The 18,382-nt window shown below is 38.9% G+C and carries 20 protein-coding genes and 1 rRNA gene; 9 read left to right on the forward strand and 12 right to left on the reverse strand.

The window, feature by feature from the left end:
* The first annotated feature begins 303 nt into the window (after positions 1–303).
* Entirely contained in the window at positions 304–792 is a 489-nt protein-coding gene (locus ATS71_RS17015; RefSeq protein WP_058405875.1) for a DUF4124 domain-containing protein, read from the forward strand.
* Here ATS71_RS17015 and ATS71_RS17020 read toward each other — a convergent pair.
* Together ATS71_RS17020 and ATS71_RS17025 are read right to left on the reverse strand one after the other, a co-directional pair.
* Positions 776–1,900: an aminotransferase class V-fold PLP-dependent enzyme gene (locus ATS71_RS17020; RefSeq protein ID WP_058405876.1), complete on the reverse strand. Its 1,125-nt coding sequence runs from the start codon at positions 1,898–1,900 to the stop codon at positions 776–778. The two genes, ATS71_RS17015 and ATS71_RS17020, sit on opposite strands and share 17 nt — an antisense overlap.
* Position 1,901: 1 nt before the next feature.
* On the reverse strand, positions 1,902–3,071 hold the full coding sequence (locus ATS71_RS17025; RefSeq protein WP_058405877.1) for a PrnB family protein: 1,170 nt from the start codon (positions 3,069–3,071) through the stop codon (positions 1,902–1,904).
* A gap of 127 nt (positions 3,072–3,198) precedes the next feature.
* On the opposite strand from ATS71_RS17025, the gene ATS71_RS17030 reads away from it, so the two are divergent.
* The 3 genes from ATS71_RS17030 (at position 3,199) to ATS71_RS17040 (ending at position 7,712) form a co-directional block, all read left to right on the forward strand.
* The gene (locus ATS71_RS17030) at positions 3,199–3,654 is read left to right on the forward strand and encodes an Lrp/AsnC family transcriptional regulator (protein WP_058405878.1); all 456 of its coding nucleotides are present in this window, start codon (positions 3,199–3,201) and stop codon (positions 3,652–3,654) included.
* A gap of 72 nt (positions 3,655–3,726) precedes the next feature.
* Positions 3,727–6,438 carry an ATP-binding protein gene (locus ATS71_RS17035; RefSeq protein WP_058405879.1) on the forward strand — a complete coding sequence of 904 codons (2,712 nt, stop codon included), beginning with the start codon at positions 3,727–3,729 and terminating at the stop codon, positions 6,436–6,438.
* Between the two features lie 134 nt (positions 6,439–6,572).
* Positions 6,573–7,712 carry a GNAT family N-acetyltransferase gene (locus tag ATS71_RS17040; RefSeq protein ID WP_058405880.1) on the forward strand — a complete coding sequence of 380 codons (1,140 nt, stop codon included), beginning with the start codon at positions 6,573–6,575 and terminating at the stop codon, positions 7,710–7,712.
* On the opposite strand, the gene ATS71_RS17045 is transcribed toward ATS71_RS17040, so the two are convergent.
* Entirely contained in the window at positions 7,689–8,279 is a 591-nt protein-coding gene (locus tag ATS71_RS17045; protein ID WP_058405881.1) for a DUF938 domain-containing protein, read from the reverse strand. The genes ATS71_RS17040 and ATS71_RS17045 overlap by 24 nt on opposite strands.
* 196 nt (positions 8,280–8,475) lie before the next feature.
* Here ATS71_RS17045 and ATS71_RS17050 point away from each other — a divergent pair, with 196 nt between their 5' ends.
* The 5 genes from ATS71_RS17050 (at position 8,476) to ATS71_RS17070 (ending at position 11,537) form a co-directional block, all read left to right on the forward strand.
* On the forward strand, positions 8,476–8,661 hold the full coding sequence (locus ATS71_RS17050) for a hypothetical protein (RefSeq protein ID WP_010558102.1): 186 nt from the start codon (positions 8,476–8,478) through the stop codon (positions 8,659–8,661).
* Positions 8,662–8,755: 94 nt separating this feature from the next.
* Complete coding sequence (locus ATS71_RS17055; RefSeq protein ID WP_235591519.1) at positions 8,756–9,121, forward strand: hypothetical protein; 366 nt, start codon at positions 8,756–8,758, stop codon at positions 9,119–9,121.
* Between the two features lie 11 nt (positions 9,122–9,132).
* Complete coding sequence (locus ATS71_RS17060; protein WP_058405882.1) at positions 9,133–10,506, forward strand: class II fumarate hydratase; 1,374 nt, start codon at positions 9,133–9,135, stop codon at positions 10,504–10,506.
* Positions 10,507–10,615: 109 nt separating this feature from the next.
* Positions 10,616–11,122, forward strand: coding sequence for a hypothetical protein (locus tag ATS71_RS17065; RefSeq protein ID WP_058405883.1), 507 nt, complete (start codon positions 10,616–10,618; stop codon positions 11,120–11,122).
* A 10-nt stretch (positions 11,123–11,132) separates the two neighbouring features.
* Positions 11,133–11,537 (forward strand): hypothetical protein, encoded by a 405-nt coding sequence (locus ATS71_RS17070; protein ID WP_058405884.1) that lies wholly within the window; start codon positions 11,133–11,135, stop codon positions 11,535–11,537.
* Positions 11,538–11,562: 25 nt separating this feature from the next.
* Here ATS71_RS17070 and ATS71_RS18550 read toward each other — a convergent pair whose 3' ends face one another.
* From ATS71_RS18550 to rrf, 9 genes are all read right to left on the reverse strand, one after another.
* Positions 11,563–11,748 carry a hypothetical protein gene (locus ATS71_RS18550; protein WP_058552775.1) on the reverse strand — a complete coding sequence of 62 codons (186 nt, stop codon included), beginning with the start codon at positions 11,746–11,748 and terminating at the stop codon, positions 11,563–11,565.
* Between the two features lie 191 nt (positions 11,749–11,939).
* Positions 11,940–12,260 carry a hypothetical protein gene (locus ATS71_RS17075; protein ID WP_058405885.1) on the reverse strand — a complete coding sequence of 107 codons (321 nt, stop codon included), beginning with the start codon at positions 12,258–12,260 and terminating at the stop codon, positions 11,940–11,942.
* The gene (locus ATS71_RS17080; protein WP_058405886.1) at positions 12,257–12,895 is read right to left on the reverse strand and encodes a DUF4178 domain-containing protein; all 639 of its coding nucleotides are present in this window, start codon (positions 12,893–12,895) and stop codon (positions 12,257–12,259) included. Before ATS71_RS17080 ends, ATS71_RS17075 begins: the two co-directional genes overlap by 4 nt.
* Positions 12,896–12,968: 73 nt before the next feature.
* Positions 12,969–13,661 (reverse strand): PspA/IM30 family protein, encoded by a 693-nt coding sequence (locus ATS71_RS17085; RefSeq protein WP_006793819.1) that lies wholly within the window; start codon positions 13,659–13,661, stop codon positions 12,969–12,971.
* A 24-nt stretch (positions 13,662–13,685) separates the two neighbouring features.
* A complete protein-coding gene (locus tag ATS71_RS17090; protein WP_006793818.1) occupies positions 13,686–14,099 on the reverse strand; it encodes a YjfI family protein in 414 nt (137 codons plus the stop codon).
* Positions 14,100–14,179: 80 nt separating this feature from the next.
* Complete coding sequence (locus tag ATS71_RS17095) at positions 14,180–15,901, reverse strand: polyamine aminopropyltransferase (RefSeq protein WP_058405887.1); 1,722 nt, start codon at positions 15,899–15,901, stop codon at positions 14,180–14,182.
* 3 nt (positions 15,902–15,904) lie between these two features.
* Positions 15,905–16,804, reverse strand: coding sequence for a DUF350 domain-containing protein (locus ATS71_RS17100; RefSeq protein ID WP_058405888.1), 900 nt, complete (start codon positions 16,802–16,804; stop codon positions 15,905–15,907).
* Positions 16,805–16,829: 25 nt separating this feature from the next.
* Positions 16,830–17,762, reverse strand: coding sequence for a hypothetical protein (locus tag ATS71_RS17105; RefSeq protein WP_058405889.1), 933 nt, complete (start codon positions 17,760–17,762; stop codon positions 16,830–16,832).
* 503 nt (positions 17,763–18,265) lie between these two features.
* Positions 18,266–18,380, reverse strand: a 5S ribosomal RNA gene (rrf, locus tag ATS71_RS17110).
* Positions 18,381–18,382 lie beyond the last annotated feature (2 nt).

An 18,382-nucleotide genomic window follows, 5' to 3' on the forward strand; every position in this document is an offset into this window, starting at 1 on the left:
AGATATAAACCACTTAATTGTGGTTTTTTTGTGCCTGAATTTTAACTCCGTTAAAAACGGGGAGGGTGAGAACCCTCGACAGGGTTCGATAAAATGTCTGGAACAGTTTAGACCGCTGCAAGCGTCGCGTAGCGGCTGATTACATGGATGTAAGCAAGTCTATCCCTCCCTCTCTACCGCATACTAGATTTAAACCACTTAATTGTGGTTTTTTATGACTAAAATTTATTAAAATTAAACAAATTGTAACCCGTTATAACTTAGTGCATTATTAATAAAACTACAGCCACTTCAGGTTTCGCTATGAACCGATTCATATTGTTAATTACATGCACAGCGCTACCTTTTTTTTCCTCTGCCCAAAATACAACAGTATACAAGTGTGTAATTAAAGGCGTGCCGACCTTTAGTCAAACACCGTGCGCAAAAAATGCGGAAGTTATCACTGTAAAAGAAACAAACATTATTGAAGCCTACAAAAGCAGTACGCCAAGTAACAATATTACAGACTCTTCAGTAGATAACTTTTTAGAAGTTCAGCAAATAGAGCGTGAAATAAGCAAACTACAATTAACGCTTAAACAAACAGAAAAAGCCTATCAAGAGCAAGTACAGCAAGCCAGCTATGTAACACAAGATCAAGCTAACCGTTTAGGCGCTTCTTCTATTGCTGACGCCATTGCAAAAAAAACCGCACCAATTACTAGCGCCTATGAGTCAAAAGTCACGCGTACACAACAGCAAATAGACGCTTTGCGTCAACGCAAGCAGTTACTTAGTCAAATTCCTTAAGGGCTTGCTTTATGATTTTGATCAGCGCGTTGATATCTTCTTTAGTTGTATAAATATGCGGTGAAACTCGCACTCCGTATTTGCGCTCATCAACGCTAATGTTTGCCTTGCTTAGCGCGGTTAATACCTGCAGCTGTTTTTTATCAAAAAACAAAATAACTGTTCCACTGCATTGGCTGCTATGTAATGGCGATACAACAAATTCACTTAAATGCTGATGAATATCCGAAATCATCGCTAGATTGTGCCTTCTTACCTTGTTCGCTGTTAGCTCTGCAAAATAAGAAATACTATGGGCAGCAATTACATAAGGCGCAACAGAGGGTGTTCCCCCCCAGAATCGAAGTGCGCTATGGTGATAAGTAAAATTATTAATATTAAACTCAAAGGGGTTTTCGTGAGAAAACCACCCTACATCTTTAGGTTTACACTGTGCTAGTTGGTCTTTATTAATCCATAAATAAGCAGCACCGGGTCCACCGCACAACCACTTAACACTCGATCCAATCATGAAATCGGCATCAAGTGTCGTTAAATCCACAGGCAACACTCCAGCAGATTGCGCCACATCAATTATTGAAAGACTATTAGTAGTCTTACTGCGCAATACAATATCGTTTATCGGGGCTTGCACCCCCGTATTTGAATAAACATGGCTTACAAAAACCATATCTATATCGCAAGTTAAATAACGCTCCCATACAGATAGTTCGCTTAGGTTTTCTTCTTCGGGAATAAACACAATTTGCGCACAAGACGGTAGCGCCTTTTGCATGGCAAACCCCATACTCGGAAAGTCACTTTGCGCCATAAGAACTTTGCAGTGCTTTCGTTGCAATTGAGGATGCGACATCACTAACTTAGTTAATCCGCTTGATAAATTAACCTGTGGGCAAAACTGTGAGCTTGGTGAATTAAATAACTTACCTAACGCAGAAGTAAACGCGTCTATTTGAGGTAGCCATTGCTGCCATGGCTCTTTATTTGAATCTTGCCATGGTGATAGGTAATGTTCTGCAAAATGCCGCTCCATGCTTTTTAACGGCTTACCGACAGAGTGGCTTAATAAATAACTCCCTTCAGCTATGCAAAAATCATCTTTAAACATATTACTTTACCCACTCTTTTAATAAGTTAAGATCGTCAAATCGCGTTTTTATATCGTCTCTTTGTGCTGCTGCGCGCCTGTCTCTTAATTTTTCAAGCGAATCTAACAATACATTCAATGGTGGCCCACTTGCCGTAACTTTACTTAAATGCTGTTCTTGCATTCGCTTAGATGGTTGCGCGATAAACTTTTCTACCAGTTGGTTATGATGACCGATAGCGGTGTCACCATGAAGCTTACATACCTGTATAAAAAGCTGCGCATGACGCTTAAACCAGTGAGCGCTTTTGCTGTTATGAGCATGCAAAAAATCATCCATAAAACTTTGAATACGCATAGATTCTCTTAATATTTGCTGATCTTCTGGCATCATATATAAAAACTTGTCCACCAGCATTTGTGAGTAACTGGGCTCATTTGCACTGCATAGGCCAAGTAACATATCAATGACGTTAATTCCGGCAAAATCGCCTGCGTTTGCACCTCGATAAACCTCTTTTCCCACTCTATAAGGTTTGTAGTAAGGGCGAACACAATTAAAAAAACGCTCGGTATCAAGCTGTTTGTATAACGCATTATTTGATTCAATCACATTCATGAGCGCATCTTTTGCAACATTGAGTAATTCACCACATAAAGGGTGTGATATGCCAAGCGGAACTATTTTTAACAAAGCATCACTAGCTCGCTTGTACGCCAAAATACTTTGGGTGTTATAGTCTAAAAAGAGTTTTTCATCAGGTAATTGAGTAAAGCGTTTATAGTTGCCGTTAACAGCTTTATTGTGGGTAGTTAAATGCGCTGTAGCGAACCGAGGGGTTACACCAATCGACGCACCAATATGCATTGCCAATGCCGATGCCTCTACCAGGGGGGATGTGGTTTCTCTGCTAGGTTCTGTTATCTCATGGCGACGACATGCAGCCATAAATAAGCCAACATTGCCCAATAAATCAAATGCACGATCGAACCCTTGATCGGTATTTCCCTCTGCTAATAAATGTGAAATTAGCGCATTACCTTGATTTTTTAGCTGCAACTTTAACGCTTCGCCAACACCTTCAACATGTGCTTTATCGGTTTGCTGCCAATAAAGATGCTCTAGCTCAGTGTTTATTTCTACAAACTCAGTTCTTATCCAATCATCAAATATAGCCGTATGTGTATTCATTATTATGCTCTTTTATTTTTATGACTAAATGCTAACAGAGTCATGGGAGCGTAAATCGTCAAAAAAATGTATAAAAAAGCTTATACTTAGGGGAAATCACTAAAAAAATAAAAGTAGTTACCAAAATATGTTAGATAAAAAAGATCAGCAAATACTAATTACTCTGCAAGCAAACGCCAGAATATCAGTGTCTGACCTCGCAAATACAATTAGCTTATCTGATACTCCCTGTTTAAGACGGATTAAAAAACTAGAAAAAGAACATATTATTACGGGCTATCACGCTGCAATTAATCCTAAAGCGCTTGATCTCAATGTATTGGTGTATGCTTTTATTAGGTTAAATCAAAATTCAGTTAGCGCGGCAGATCAATTTGAACAATCCGTAGAAAAACTTTCTCATGTATTAGAGTGCAGTGTAATATCAGGTAGTTATGATTATTTATTGAAAATTATTGCCAACGATCTTGAAAGCTATGAACAATTTGTAAAGCATCAATTAGGTGGCTTAAGTTGTATCGCTAACATAGAGTCAACGGTGGTACTTAAGCAATCATTTACTAAAAAGCAGCTTCCGTTGTAATAGTGCTGCAAATAAAGTGTTGTTAGCTATACTAATATTTTAAAAACCAAAACATAAATATATGGATATTATGTGAGAATATTCACCTCAACTTTTCAATCAATTATTTTCTACATACTATTTGCCCTAGCATACTATTTACTGGGTATTGGCCTTACTGCGTTTGCATTTAATTCGCAAATAGTACCTATTTGGTTACCCGCGGGGGTTGCTTTAATTGGCTGTTATATTTGGTGGTGGCGCTTTATTCCCCCTTTATTCGCTGCAGCAATTGCATTTAACTTAAATATATTCGATAACTCAGCTCATGAAGTAATGCTGGTCGGCAATACGTTTACTCAGGCCATTTACATTGCCTTTGGCGTTATTATCCAGGCTATGGTAGGTGCTGCATTACTTAGGTATTGGTTGGGAAATCCGCTTTATTTTCGTAAACGAAAAAACATTGCTTATTTTATTGCTGTAGTTGCTGTTTTAGTAAGCTTACTATCATCGAATATTGGTGTATTTGCGTTAAGTAACTTTAACCCACTTTATAGTATTGAGGACCATTGGCTTCATGTTATTTATTGGTGGTTAGGAGATATATTAGGGGTACTTATTGCCTCACCTTTTTTATTGTCGTTACTGCCCAAAGCACCAGGACAACGTAGAGTTTTAGCCTTTGAAACCATTGCAGTTTGCTCTATTTTATTTATATCTGTGGCGCTTACAGCACAAATTTACGAACGCGAAAACAGCAAAAATACCATTAAAATTGCAGAGCGAGAAGTTGAAGTTATTGAAAACAGTTTATACCGGTATATAAATCAAAGTATTATCGCCGTGCAAAGCTTAGCAAGCCAAGTACAATCATCATCTGAGTTTAATGAGCAAGACTTTTACGCTTCAGCAAATAAACTACTTGAAAAACATTCATTTATTAAAGCATTGTCTTGGAATGTACAAATAACACAAGCGCAGCGTCAAGCACTCAGCGATACAATGTCAAAAATTTATCGGAAAAATATAAACATTGTTGGTGATCCGCTCGAAGATGATGACCCTGTAGTGGTCGTTAAATACATAGCACCTTTAAAAAGTAACCAAAAGGCGGTTGGCTTTAATGTATATTCAAACCCAGATCGAAAAGCATCTTTGCAAAATCCAGCTATTAAGTATTTGCCTATTAGCACTAAAATCATTCAATTAGTCCAAACAAATACGCCAACACCCGCCTACCTATTATTTGCGCCTGTCTATGGTCAAAATGAAAATATAAAGGGCTATGCCACCGGTGTATTTTTGGCGCATAAAATTATTGAACAAGCTATTACACAGCAGCAATCTGAAATGTTTTCTATTGATGTGTTTGAATATGACAACGAACCCGCCTTTTACAGTAACGACTCTCAAAACTTTGAGCAAGCAACCCAAAGCCAGTTAATGTCATTCAATATTAATTTTGGTGGGCAACAATGGGTCATAAAATTAGCACTTAAAGAAAACTATGTTTCTCAGCAAAACATTGAAATGTCTTTATTTTTACTTATGCTACAAACCGCTGTGTGTTTACTTATTATTGTAGTGTTAATGCTATTTAACCAGCAGCAACTAGAGCTTAGTCGTCAAGTAGCCGAACGAACAAACTCACTGGTAAAAGCTAAAAAGCAGTCTGATTTAGCCAATAGCGCTAAAAGCCAATTTTTGGCTAATATGAGTCACGAAATTCGCACTCCATTGAATGCCATTATTGGCCTATCGTCACTTGCCAAAAAAGATGATGATGCTGAAAAGCTTCACAACTATCTCGAAAAAATTTACTCATCTTCAAATAGCTTGTTAAATTTAATAAACGACGTGCTTGATATCTCTAAAATCGAGTCACAACATTTAATACTTGAGTCGATTGCGTTTGATCCAAAAGCCCTTATAAAACGCATAGACACTATGTTTGAGCAGAGTGCGGAAAATAAGAATATTAAATGGATGATCAAGTGTAACTTACCAGTCGATACTTGGTTTGTAGGTGATGCAATGCGCATTGAGCAAATACTACTGAACTTGTGTAGTAACGCGATTAAATTTACTAATGACGGAAGCGTCACTCTCGATATAGACACTGAGTTTGTATCTATTAACAAAGTGAAGTTAAGCATAAAAGTAACCGATACTGGCATAGGCATTGAAAAAAGCCAACATAACACCTTATTTAACGCATTTACCCAAGCCGATAGTTCAACTTCTCGTAAATTTGGAGGGACTGGCCTTGGTTTAACAATAGCTAAGGAGTTATGCCAACTAATGGGAGGAACGCTCAATTTACAAAGTGATTTGGGTAAAGGCTCAACCTTTAGCTTTACCGTAAACTTACACACCACAGAGCCCGAGTTAAAACCCAACGTTATATCAAAAGATATTAATATTGCCTCTTTAAATATATTGGTAGCAGAAGATAATCCCGTCAATCAAATGGTGATAAAAGCGATGTTAGGGTCATTAGGCATTGTTCCACACTTGGTTGAAAATGGGGAAGAAGCAATTGAAATGATAAAAAAACAAGCATTTGATCTTGTGTTAATGGACTGTCAGATGCCAGTAATGGATGGCTACAAAGCAACTGAATTAGTACGCGAGTTTAAATCACAACAAGAGCTTCCTATTATTGCATTAACCGCTGACGCCATGCCAGAAGATAAAATTAAAGCTAAAAGAGTGGGCTTTAATGAACATTTAGCAAAACCTGTAAAGCTTACAAAACTAACCGAGTGTTTAAACCAGTTTGTAAAAGTAGGCACTAAATAATGTTAATCAACTCTTGCATAGCTTTAAATTGACTTGTCACTTAGCGTAATAAACAGTTAAATCCACGTATACTCAATATAATTAAAATTTGTGTGCGTAATTAAAAATTACGTGTATGTAAAAGGTAAGATGTTATGCGCAGCTTTTCTCATCGATGGTTTAAAAATATTACTGAAATAGAGCAAGCGCAGTGGCATGCTTTTTTTGGTGATGAACCTTTTACTCAACATGCCTTTTTATACGCCTTAGAACAAAGCCAATGTGTAACACCGCAAAGTGGTTGGCAGCCCTATCATTTAGCTGTTTATGAAGGGAGTAAGTTAATAGCGCTTGCACCAGGTTATTTAAAAAGCCACTCATACGGTGAATATGTATTTGATTGGGCATGGGCTGAAGCATACGAAAAAAATGGTCTTCGCTACTATCCTAAATGGCTCTCAGGCGTGCCATTTAGTCCAATTGAAGGTAAACGCATTGCCATTCATCATACAGACCACATTGCTGTATATAGCTATATTACAGATCAACTCTGCAAACACGGCATTGACCAAGGATGGTCTGGTTGGCATGTTAATTTTTGCGACCAAACACAAGCAAAGTTACTCACTACGCAGCATTCTATGCTAAGAGAGGGCGTTCAATTTCAATGGTTTAATAAAGGTTTTGATACATTTGATGATTTTTTAACCACGCTAAATTCGCGTAAACGTAGATCGCTAAAAAAGGAACGCGCTAAAATAACACAGCAAAATATCAGTATTGACTGGCTACAAGGTGCAGATATTACACCTGAAACCATGCAGGTGTTCTGCGAGTTTTATCAGCGCACCTATTTAAAACGCTCAGGACATTTAGGCTATCTAAACAGTGAGTTTTTTACCCTTTTGCATGCACTGATGGCATCACAGTTAGTTATTATGCTTGCCAAAAAAAACGGCGAAGTCGTTGCTGCAACACTTAGTTTAATTGGTGAAAACACGCTTTACGGCAGATACTGGGGGGCAAGCGAAAATATTGACGCCCTTCACTTTGAGCTATGTTATTACCAAGGGATAGAGTTTGCTATTAAACATAAACTCGACTGCTTTCATTCAGGTGCACAAGGGGAACATAAAATAGCGAGAGGCTTTGAGCCCGTCACTACTTACTCTGCCCACCATATTGTTAACAATGATTTTAACAGTGCTATAGAAGACTACTTGTTTCGAGAGCGCCAGCATATTGCACTTTACAAAGCGCAGTGCACTTTATTACTGCCGTTTAAAAATGAGTAATTGATTATTAGCAGGCATAGCATGATCACTTATAAGCTTAAGTCCTACTTGTTGTGCTAAATGCACAACAGCTTCAAAGTCTCTTATGCCGCACAAAGGATCTCGCTCAGTTAAAAAGGTGCAAAACTCCTGATTACTTTGACTAGTGTATTCACCTTTGTACTTAAAAGGACCATAAATACACACAACGCCTTCATCATTCAAATGGCGTTTAACCCCGTCAAAAAACCGTTCAACTAGTGACCAACTTACAATATGAAATGTATTTGCAGTGTATATTGCATCTACTGTGTCGATAGGCCATGGCTGGTTTAAATCAAGCTCAATAGGGGGATGTAAATTAGCTAAATCCACTTCACCATGCCATAGCGTAATACCTTCATGATTAATCACGCGATCACTTGTATACCATTGTAGATAAGGTAATTTTTCAGCAAAAAATACACTGTGCTGGCCAGTTCCAGAACCAATTTCTAGTACTGTTTTAACGTTTATTAACGCGCTGTTTAAATGCTCTAAAATAGGGCCTTTATTGTTTTCACATGCTTGTGAAAATGGCTTTGTCATTGAGTGCACCAAAATTGTGGATATTTGCACAATAGTAAAGCAAATTTGCAATATGTTGTCGTGACTAATTATGCTTTATTTATTAAGTTAAATATAATCATGCGGTTAGATATAACCCGCTTGGTTGGTATGTATTATGCAGCAATATAATTAACCCATTTAAGGGTTAATTAACTAATCACAAAAGGATAAAATTATGCATATGCCTCCCTATACCGCTGTTGACGCAGCAGTAGCTATAACCGAAAAAAGTACCGACGATCACAGTGAAACCCTTGATATGAGAGCAACAGTAATTGATTTACTTTCTCACCCTAAACATAATCAGAAGGCGATCACTAAACATGAAACAGACCAGATATTTATTCTCGGCTACAATTAAAATTCACGCCGTAAATAATTTTTATAATAACTATTTACACTGAAACCGATTAAATGTAATGATAACTATTATCATTAGTTGAGTCGGTTTTTTTATGTCTTCAAATCACGCCTTAAATAGCTACCAGCCTACCCTATCATTTAATTCCAAACGACCAGGCCTGCATGCCCCAATGCTCGTTGCTCATTATATAGACGCGGCTCTTGACGTGGCTAAAAACTTTGAACAACTTAATAACCCGCTACTTCAAGAGTATTACCTTAGACGCACACACCATGAAATTATAAATAAAATGTGCGACCCTCTTACTCATAATGCAATTCGCAAACAATGCCTACACCAGCTACACAAACCATTACTTGCATTAAAGCGTTTCTACATAAGCCACAATAGTCGTGCTAAATTTTTATTACTTGAGCGTGAAGCTCGCATTCTTAGTCACGAATTCAACCCTTTTTAAGGAGCAGATCAATGAGCAACTTTAGAACAGAATCAGACAGTATGGGCGAGTTACAAGTACCTGTTAACGCTTTATATCAAGCGCAAACGCAGCGCGCTGTTAATAACTTTGCTATTAGCTCTCTCACTATGCCAGCACAATTTATAAAGGCACTGGCATATATAAAACAAGCTGCAGCACAAAGTAACTATGAGCTAGGGCATCTTAATAAAACCAAGGCAACCGCAATAGAGCTCGCTTGCCAAACGATTATTGATGGTGAGCATTATGACCAGTTTCCTGTTGATGTATTTCAAACAGGTTCAGGAACAAGCTCTAATATGAACGCCAATGAAGTAATCGCAACCCTTGCCAGTACTCAGCAGGATCCTGTACATCCCAATGATGATGTAAATATGGGGCAAAGCTCAAACGATGTAGTCCCTACAGCTATCGCGCTAAGTAGTGCCATAGCCGTAAGACAATCATTACTACCCGCCCTTGATAAGTTATCGCAACATTTAAAGAATAAAAAGAGCGAGATAGGCGCTATTGTTAAAACGGGTCGCACCCACTTAATGGACGCGATGCCTGTTACATTTGAGCAAACCCTTAATGCATGGCAATCTCAAATTAATCATGCTGCTACGGGCATTGACCGTTCACTCGAACGGGTATGTGAACTTGCACAAGGTGGCACAGCTGTTGGTACGGGTATTAATGCCGACCCAAAGTTTGCTGATGTATTTAGCAAGAACCTGACTAAAAATGTAGGTATACAGTTTTCGCCAAGCAATAACTTTTTTTACAATATTGGTTCGCAAGATGCCATTGTTGCACTATCTGGGCAATTAAAAGTACTCGCTGTAGCACAAATGAAAATAGCGAACGATCTACGCTGGATGAACTCAGGCCCTCTTGCAGGATTAGGCGAAATAGAACTTGAAGCCCTACAACCAGGCTCATCCATTATGCCGGGTAAAGTAAACCCCGTTATACCAGAAGCCGCTGCCATGGTTAGCGCACAAGTGATTGGTAATGACGCCACAATTACTGTTGCAGGCCAATCTGGTAACTTCGAACTAAATGTGATGCTGCCTGTTATTGCCTATAATATTTTGCAAAGCATAGAGCTACTAGCAAACAGCGCCCAAGCTTTAGCAGAAAAAGCCATCGCCACATTTGTCGTCAATCAAGCTAACATTGACCGCGCGCTTGCTAAAAACCCTATTTTGGTAACTGCACTTAATCCGGTGATCGGTTACGAAAAAGCGGCCAAAATAGCGAAGCAAGCCTATAAACAAGCGCGTCCCATTATAGATGTTGCAGAGCAAGAAACCGATTTACCGCGTAGCGAACTTGAAAAACTGCTTAATCCAACCAAGCTTACACAAGGTGGCCTTTAAACTAGCCTGTATACTTTGGCTTTAATTACTTGATTATATAGTTTTTATTGCCGTTAAAAATGCACCGTGTATGATAGTGATGAATTATTCATCACTATCAAGGTATCTTATGCGCCCTGTATTATTAGCTCTTGTTTTACCCCTTTGTTTAAGTGCGTGTTTAGAAAAAACACCAGCAGAAAAAGAATCAGTAACTACTGCTGAAGTAATAAAACCACAACAACAAACACTAAAAGAAACCACTCAAACAAAAAGTGACGTTGACGCACTTTCAAATACAAGTGTAGAAGCGGTATCAGTTGAAGATATTACAACAGCTAAAGCCCAGTTAAACACGCTTATTGCAGATACAAGCTGCGATACTAGTATGCAATGTAAAGTTATTGCAGTAGGTAGTCGTGCATGCGGTGGCCCTAGTAGCTTTGAAGTTTACTCAACTAAAGTAGCAAGCGACGAACAAGTAAAAACACTCAGTAAAACAATCACCGAGCTTGAAAGTAATTTTAATGCGCAAAAGGGAATGATGAGTATTTGTCAGCATTTAACAACACCAAGCACTCAGTGCGTTGAAAATAAGTGTGTTAAACTTGAAGGCTCAGCGGTAAGTGTATTTTAAGGATAACAATATGAGTGGTTTAACATTGACAGTTAAATTATCAATTTTTAGTGTTGCTGCTAGCATTTTATTACTCAGTGGCTGCTCAACCACAGCACCTGAAAATGGCGCTAAAGGCCAAAGCTTGTCGGCTTTAAATAGCCAACTTGCCAATATAGTTGATAACAACGGCTGTACGGCAAGCTTTCAGTGCAAAGTACTTGAAGTAGGAGCGCGAGCCTGCGGTGGACCGAGTAAATATGCCGTTTATTCAACGCTAAATACTCCACAAGAACAAGCAGAAAGCATTGCGCAGCAAATCACCGAACAAGAAAAAAATCAAAATGAACAGCAATCATTAACTGATTGTTTACCGGTTATTGAAGTACAATCGCTATGTATTAACCAGCAATGCCAATCAATCGATATCAAGTAATGAAGTGTTGAGGGGGATTTCAGCGTTAACTTAAGTACGGAATAAGCGCTGAAATAACCACGACCAACAGCACGCATATCCCTGCTTTAAGTATGTATTTCATTGGCATTGTTTTTAGTATCCAGTACGCATATATAAAACGCACAAAATAACTTGCTGCAGTACCAAATAACGCAAAAATAATTAGGTAAGTAATCAGTATAATATTCAAAGCAGTACTTCTTTATCGTTGTTACCTTTAGTGTAAGGGCTTAATACAAAGAACGCAAAAGCACTGCTTTAGTTAACTTAAACTCTGGTTAATAGCTTTACGAGTACAATGTAAAATAACCTTTTCAAACGTGATATTCTCTAGCCGAAATAATTGCTTGATATAGATTCATTACCCAGAGATCAGGTTAACTATTTTGTTTTTTTAGTATGCGCAATTAAAAGCTCTGCAACTTGTTGCTTTACCGCACGCTTATCTTCACTGGGTACATCAAAACGGCTCGCTAATTGCGCTATCTCATCGTCATTTAAATTGAACGATAAGCGCTGACGCGTTTTTTTTGACTTTACATCTAAGCCAAGTATTTTCCGGATCATATCTGATGGTGTGAGCTCTTGGTCAATTGCTTGCTTTTTTATTTGCTTTTGAACATCGCTACTTAAATCAAATGCCATTTGTGTAGCACGCACGGCCTGCTCTTGGCGTAACCACTTATCTTTAGCATCACTCACTTCGCGTCTCCAGGAAATAAATCCACAATATCGGTAATTGGACGCGTAAGTGTTAATGACACTTCGGTTTCGCCGCCATCCCAAATTTCAATATTTAGACTATGCCCTTCATCAGGCGATGCTAAACATATCATTTCACAAGGTTCGCCACCGTCTTGCTCATAGCGAGGTAGGCTTTGACCACGAAAGTCTTTATTATGAAAATAACAAACAAACGGCGACTCAGTTTGTTGGTAACTTTTAGCCAAAAACTGCATAAAACGCTCGGGGGTATTTTTAACTGCAATATGCGTTAATGACTCTTCATCAAATATACGAGCAAATTCATCAAGAGTGAAAATATCATCAACTTCATCTCGCTGAACTTTTATCGAAAAATTAGCCCACTGCTCACCGTCTTCTTGTGCAATTTGCAAAAATACGACTTGCCCGCTGTTGGTCTCAAGCACAAACTCAGTGTCACTACTGTGCTGATATTGATAAGTTTGTACATCAATAACACGCAACGTCTGTCCTTTTAACCAAGACGGATAAGCGAACGAATCGATCACTGTGAACATGTCGCCTTTTTTTAACTCACTTGCATGATTAAGCTGACGTTCTGGCTCTTTTTTAGATTTGAAAAAATTAAACATAATGAAGCATCCCTTAAGCAAAAAAGGTAACTAAGCACAGCTTAATTACCTTTCATTAATAATGTACGTACTATTAGCCGTTTTGCTTAGCTTTAATACGCGCTAAAATGTCAGCACTTTTTGGACTGGTGTCACCAATACCCGCTTCAGCCATTTTAGCTTTTAAATCGTCGCCATTCACTTCCGACTCAAGCTCTTTTGCAGCACCTAACTGGTCGCTACGATCTTGTTGGCGTTGCTTAATACGCTCAAGTGATTGTCGAGCTGAGGTCATCGACGAGCTATTGGTATTAAGTGTACTGTTAACAGCCATTGTTGCTTGCTGTACGCTCTCAGTGGTTTTCACCATAGTAAGTTGGCGTTGGTTTTCTTTAATCGACTTTTCAGCATCTTTAACTTGCTGCTTAAGTGTCACAATGTGATTGCTAAAGCCCGCTAAAACTTGCTCATTTTCTGCCTTTTCAGCTTCAAAATCACCAATTTTTTCAGCAATTTCTAATGCTAAAGCTTCATTGCCTTTTTCAAGTGCTTGGCCTGCATAAGCCTCGTGCTCGGCAATTGATGCATCTACTGCGCTAATTTTACGCTTAGTCTGCATTTCTTTAGCCATTACTTCTGTCAGGCTCTTTTTAGCACGGTGAAGTGCATTTTGTGCATCCGCAATTTCTTGTTCAAAAATACGGATACCATTTGCATCTACAATTGCTTCGCCTGCTTCACGTGCACCGCCACGTACAGCTGTAAATAATTTTTTTAATATACTCATAATCTTAACTCCACTAACTAGTTACTAATCGTTTAAATACAAGGTCACGGCTTCTAGTGCGTCAATAGCGTTATCAGCTAATGTCACTAGTTCGTGGGTAACGTCATCTAATGATGAATTTACCGACAGTGCACCAAAAATCGCGTATTTATTATCGATTTTAGCAAATGCACTTAGTGGAATTGGCACGTTTAAACGTAGTAATGTTTCGTTTAACTCGTTGCGTAATTCACTCTTTACTTCGTCTTCGCCAAACAAGTAGCTAATACATAACAACTGCTCTTGAGTTTGCGTAACAAAAATTGGAAGTTCATCATTTCCATCAACAATGACTTGTAAAACATCTTGCTCACCTGGATTGGCAATCAAGAAAGACTCAAAGTTAGCACCTTCAGTTTCAAAAGAAGCTAATTTTATTGAAAGTTCGTTTAGTTCCATGTCTCTGCCTTTGTGTTGTTTGACATATTATGTCTGAGTTAAGATTCGCACGGTAGACATATTATGTCAACCATGTTTTGTTAGTTTTTATACAGTTCACTTTCTATTTGCCATGCTGATCGGTAATAATCGTAAAGCTGACCAGAACCTAACCTATTGACCTCAATATCATTTATTTGTTCAAAATACTGATTAGGGAATACAAAACTTGCTAGTAAATATTTTTTACTTATCCATCGTGACGATACCGGCATTTCGCCTATATTATTTATTCGTGCACTGGCTGGTTGACCCATTTTGGTAGCAATTGTCCACCCCCACTGGCCAAACGATGGAATATTTTGTTGGTATTGCTCCACGTAATCAAACCCAGCCGCCTTTACCGTTTTGGCTATACTCAAAAACGCCTTTTTTGCATGATACGGCGACGTTGATTGCACTGCCATAGCCCCATCAGGAGCCAGCAACTGACGTACGTGATTATAAAAATAATCGCTGTAAAGCTTATTCAAGTCTGGGTGATTTGGATCAGGTAAATCAATAATAACAGTATCAAACTGTTTATTTTGATCGAGTAATTTTTCCACTTCTAAAAAGGCATCGCCTACAATAACTTGTGCTCTGGGGTCTTTCATTGAATCGTTATTAAGGTTTACCAGCCGCTGCGTAATAGCCGCTGGTGAGTGAAACTTATCGTCTTCATGACCGAATAAATCAAGTAGTTGTCCATCTAAATCAATTAGAGTGACTTCGTTTACTGGCCACTTTAAAACATCCCTGAGTGCTAAGCCGTCACCTCCGCCAATAATCAACACCTTATCGTGACGGTTAGAGGCAAGCATAGCCGGATAAACGAGCATTGAATGGTATATTTGCTCATCAACACTAGAGAACTGTAAGCGACCATTTAAGTACAGGTCGGTAATGGGTTGCGCTTGGTTTTTGCTTAGCCTCTCGGTTAAAACAACATGTTGATATTTAGTCGCTTGAGAATAAATAACCTTATCTTTGTACAACACGTTACTTAGGCTATTCATCCAGCTACCACCGAGTACTAAAATAAAGCCAAACAATACCAGTAGTAGAATATGGCAAACCAATAAGGCTTTAGCAAAACGTACATGGGCATGGTAACGCCATAAAAAGGCAAGACCTGCAATAATATTAAACAAAGCAGTCCATGCGGCGGCTTGCATTATCGGCATAGCAAGCATTATGCTCACCCAAATTGCTGCGCCAATACCTGCACCAATGTAGTCTGCACCATAAATTGTACCCGCGTTATTTTCTAAGAATCGGCCATACACATGCTGACGAATACGCGCTATAAGCGGTATTTCCATGCCAATAAATAATCCTAAAATTAAGCCAAATACATAAGGCAAAAAGCGCGACCATTCTTGCAGCTTTTGAAATACGTAACCATTGAGCACAACATCAGGGGGCAGATTAAAAATACTTGAAAATAAATAAGGAAGTGAATAACTAACCGCAATGACACTGGCTATCGCTAAAATACAGCCCATACCAATCAAAGCAATTATGCTTTCTAACCAAGCAAATGCGGTAAAGGCATCTTTAAACCAACGCGCTAAAAATGCCCCTAACCCCATGGCAACTATCATGGTACCAATCATTGCGTAAATAGCACTTTCAACAGAGCCTAATACTCGACCAGCGTAATGAGAGAGTAGGTATTCATAAATAAGGCCGCACCCAGCGAGCACGGCCATTACAGTAATAAGTAATATATCATGCCCAAGTAAGCGTGACTTACTTGGGCTTTTGGTTGTAGTTGACACTGATTATGCGCCTAATAAAGTTGCCATTGTGATGCCTACAGCAAACGAAACAGCTGCAGAAATAGCTGCTACACCCACATTTTTTTGACGGTTAACTTCATCAGAAATATCACAACCCGATAAAATTATTTTAATAGTCACCAAGTGCAGAATAATAAACGCAACCAAGCTCACAATTGCACTGACAGCCCAATACAATAAACTAGCATTAATATTATCAGCAGCGTAAGGGGCAATACCTGTTGCCGCTGTGATAGCTAATGCACTCCCCACTAAATAGCCTGCGTAACGAATGCCAACGGCTAAGTTATCATCAATGATAGCTTGTTGAAGACAATCGCCATTTTTATTGGTTCGCTTGAATAACATAACTCTGTATTGGCTCACAAACAATAATACAATACTGCCAATAACAAAGGCTGCAATAACAACAGGTAAACCATGCCAACCTTCTGTAGCAACCCACAGCAATGCAGAGCGTATAACCACTGCAACACTGACTACGTGGCCAAAATCAATCATTGACGCAGTAACATTACCTTTGACTATTTCATCGTGCAGACTTACTTTACGCAGCGCTACTTTATCTTGAAAGAAGTGACCTAATTTAATTAATACGATAGCAAGCGCGCCATAACCAATCATTTGTAACGCTTCTTGCTGAAGTGTTGCAGCAAACGCCCCGCTACTAACACCCGTTAATACAATTGCAAGCGCAACTAAACCAGCAGCAAAGCTTATTCCGAATGCAAAGTTATCGCGCTCGGTAATTTCATCATTGGCATGTAAATTAGACACCCAGCCTTTAATGTATTTAAGGCTCACAAATAACAACACAATTACAGCGAAGTCGATTGCCAATGCTTGCAGCGACCACATAGTTATTCCATTAAATTCGTACATATTATTATAACTCCAACTTTATTCTTTACTTACCACGGCTCACGCCACGAGAGGTTCTGCTACCACTGTCACGAACCGAACCGGAGCTATTGCTATAGCTACTTGATCGCGAGTAACTGCTACGGCTTTTAGGCGGTGTATAACTACTGCGACTCAAACCTGAAGCCCCCGTCTTTTTACTAGCATAAGGGCTTGTGAATTGCTTGCCTTGACGTTGGTATGTTTGACGTGTGCGTGTTTCTAATGCGCTTTGTGTTTTAATTTGTTTAGGGCTTGAGTAGCGATAACGGCCGTAGTCATTGTAGTAACTATACTTACGGCGTTTACTCCAGCTTCCATATTCAACCCTGTCAAATACATCACCCAAAATCCGGTACATACCGTACCACTGCCAAAAGCTGATGCCACTGCTATTAGTTTGCCAGTTTCCATAATTAGGGTTGCCGACCATTTGGTTTCCTACCCCCTCGCCTTCAGCTTGCTGGCTAATAGCACCAACACGTGCCAATGAACCATTCGACATGTCAGCTAGCATATTTACAGGATCGGTTAACGCATCAGAAAACAAAGTCGGCTTTGCTGCTTCGCGTAAAAGATCGATACTGTGTAAAGTATCTTCATATGGAGGAATTAAGTAGGTACTTTTAATCTCTTTAAGTCGCTGTGATAAGCCACTATAAAGTGCACCTTGGCGAGAGGCATCTAAGGTAATTACATCAACAACATTTGCAAGTTCTGGCTGTTGTTTTTTTAGAAGCGAACCATACTCTTTGAGTAATACAGCATTGCGTATACTGCCATTATCTAGCGCACTACCTAACTGTGATAGCTCAGTATCCGCCTTTTTTATAGACTCTTGGATTGTTTGTTGCAGTTGCTCTTCTTTAGATTGACATCCTACAAGCACCGTAAACAAACAAAACAGGCCTATAAGTTTCCAAACTTTACTATTCGACATTCATGTCACCTGATTTACTAAATTAACATCAGTAGTCTTACACAGCTCACTTAGTAAGCCAAGAATGAAATTGCAACAAAATGAGAAGAGATGTAAAGAATAATACGTATAACAAAATACTACAGCTAAATGTAAAAGCTTATGCTCTAAGCACTGGATATAACTAACTTAACTTTTACGCTGATTAAAATCTTTGAGGAGTGGATCGTAGCTTGGTGTTTACTTTATCCCAAACAGTAAAAAACACCACATTGCTGTAATGGGTTTCGCTTATTTGAAGTCGGTGCGCTACAAAGTAGAATATTGTGATGCCCACCGCGGTGAAGAGTCACAGTGAAATGTTGCACTACCATCGCTCAATGCATTGGATAGTCAAAACACTATTCACAAAGAGGCGCTTCGCTTAGGAGACGCTCCGCTTTAGAGAAAGAAATACTTAATTTTACTTTTCTATAGACGTAAAAAAACCCGACTCTTTCGAATCGGGCTTTCTTGTATTTGAAGCCTGGTAATGTCCTACTTTCACATAGCAAATGCTACACTATCATCGGCGCTGTTTCGTTTCACTACTGAGTTCGGCATGGAGTCAGGTGGGTCCAAAACGCTATTGTCACCAAGCA

Source organism: Pseudoalteromonas sp. H71 (assembly GCF_001468485.1).
Lineage (GTDB): Bacteria > Pseudomonadota > Gammaproteobacteria > Enterobacterales > Alteromonadaceae > Pseudoalteromonas.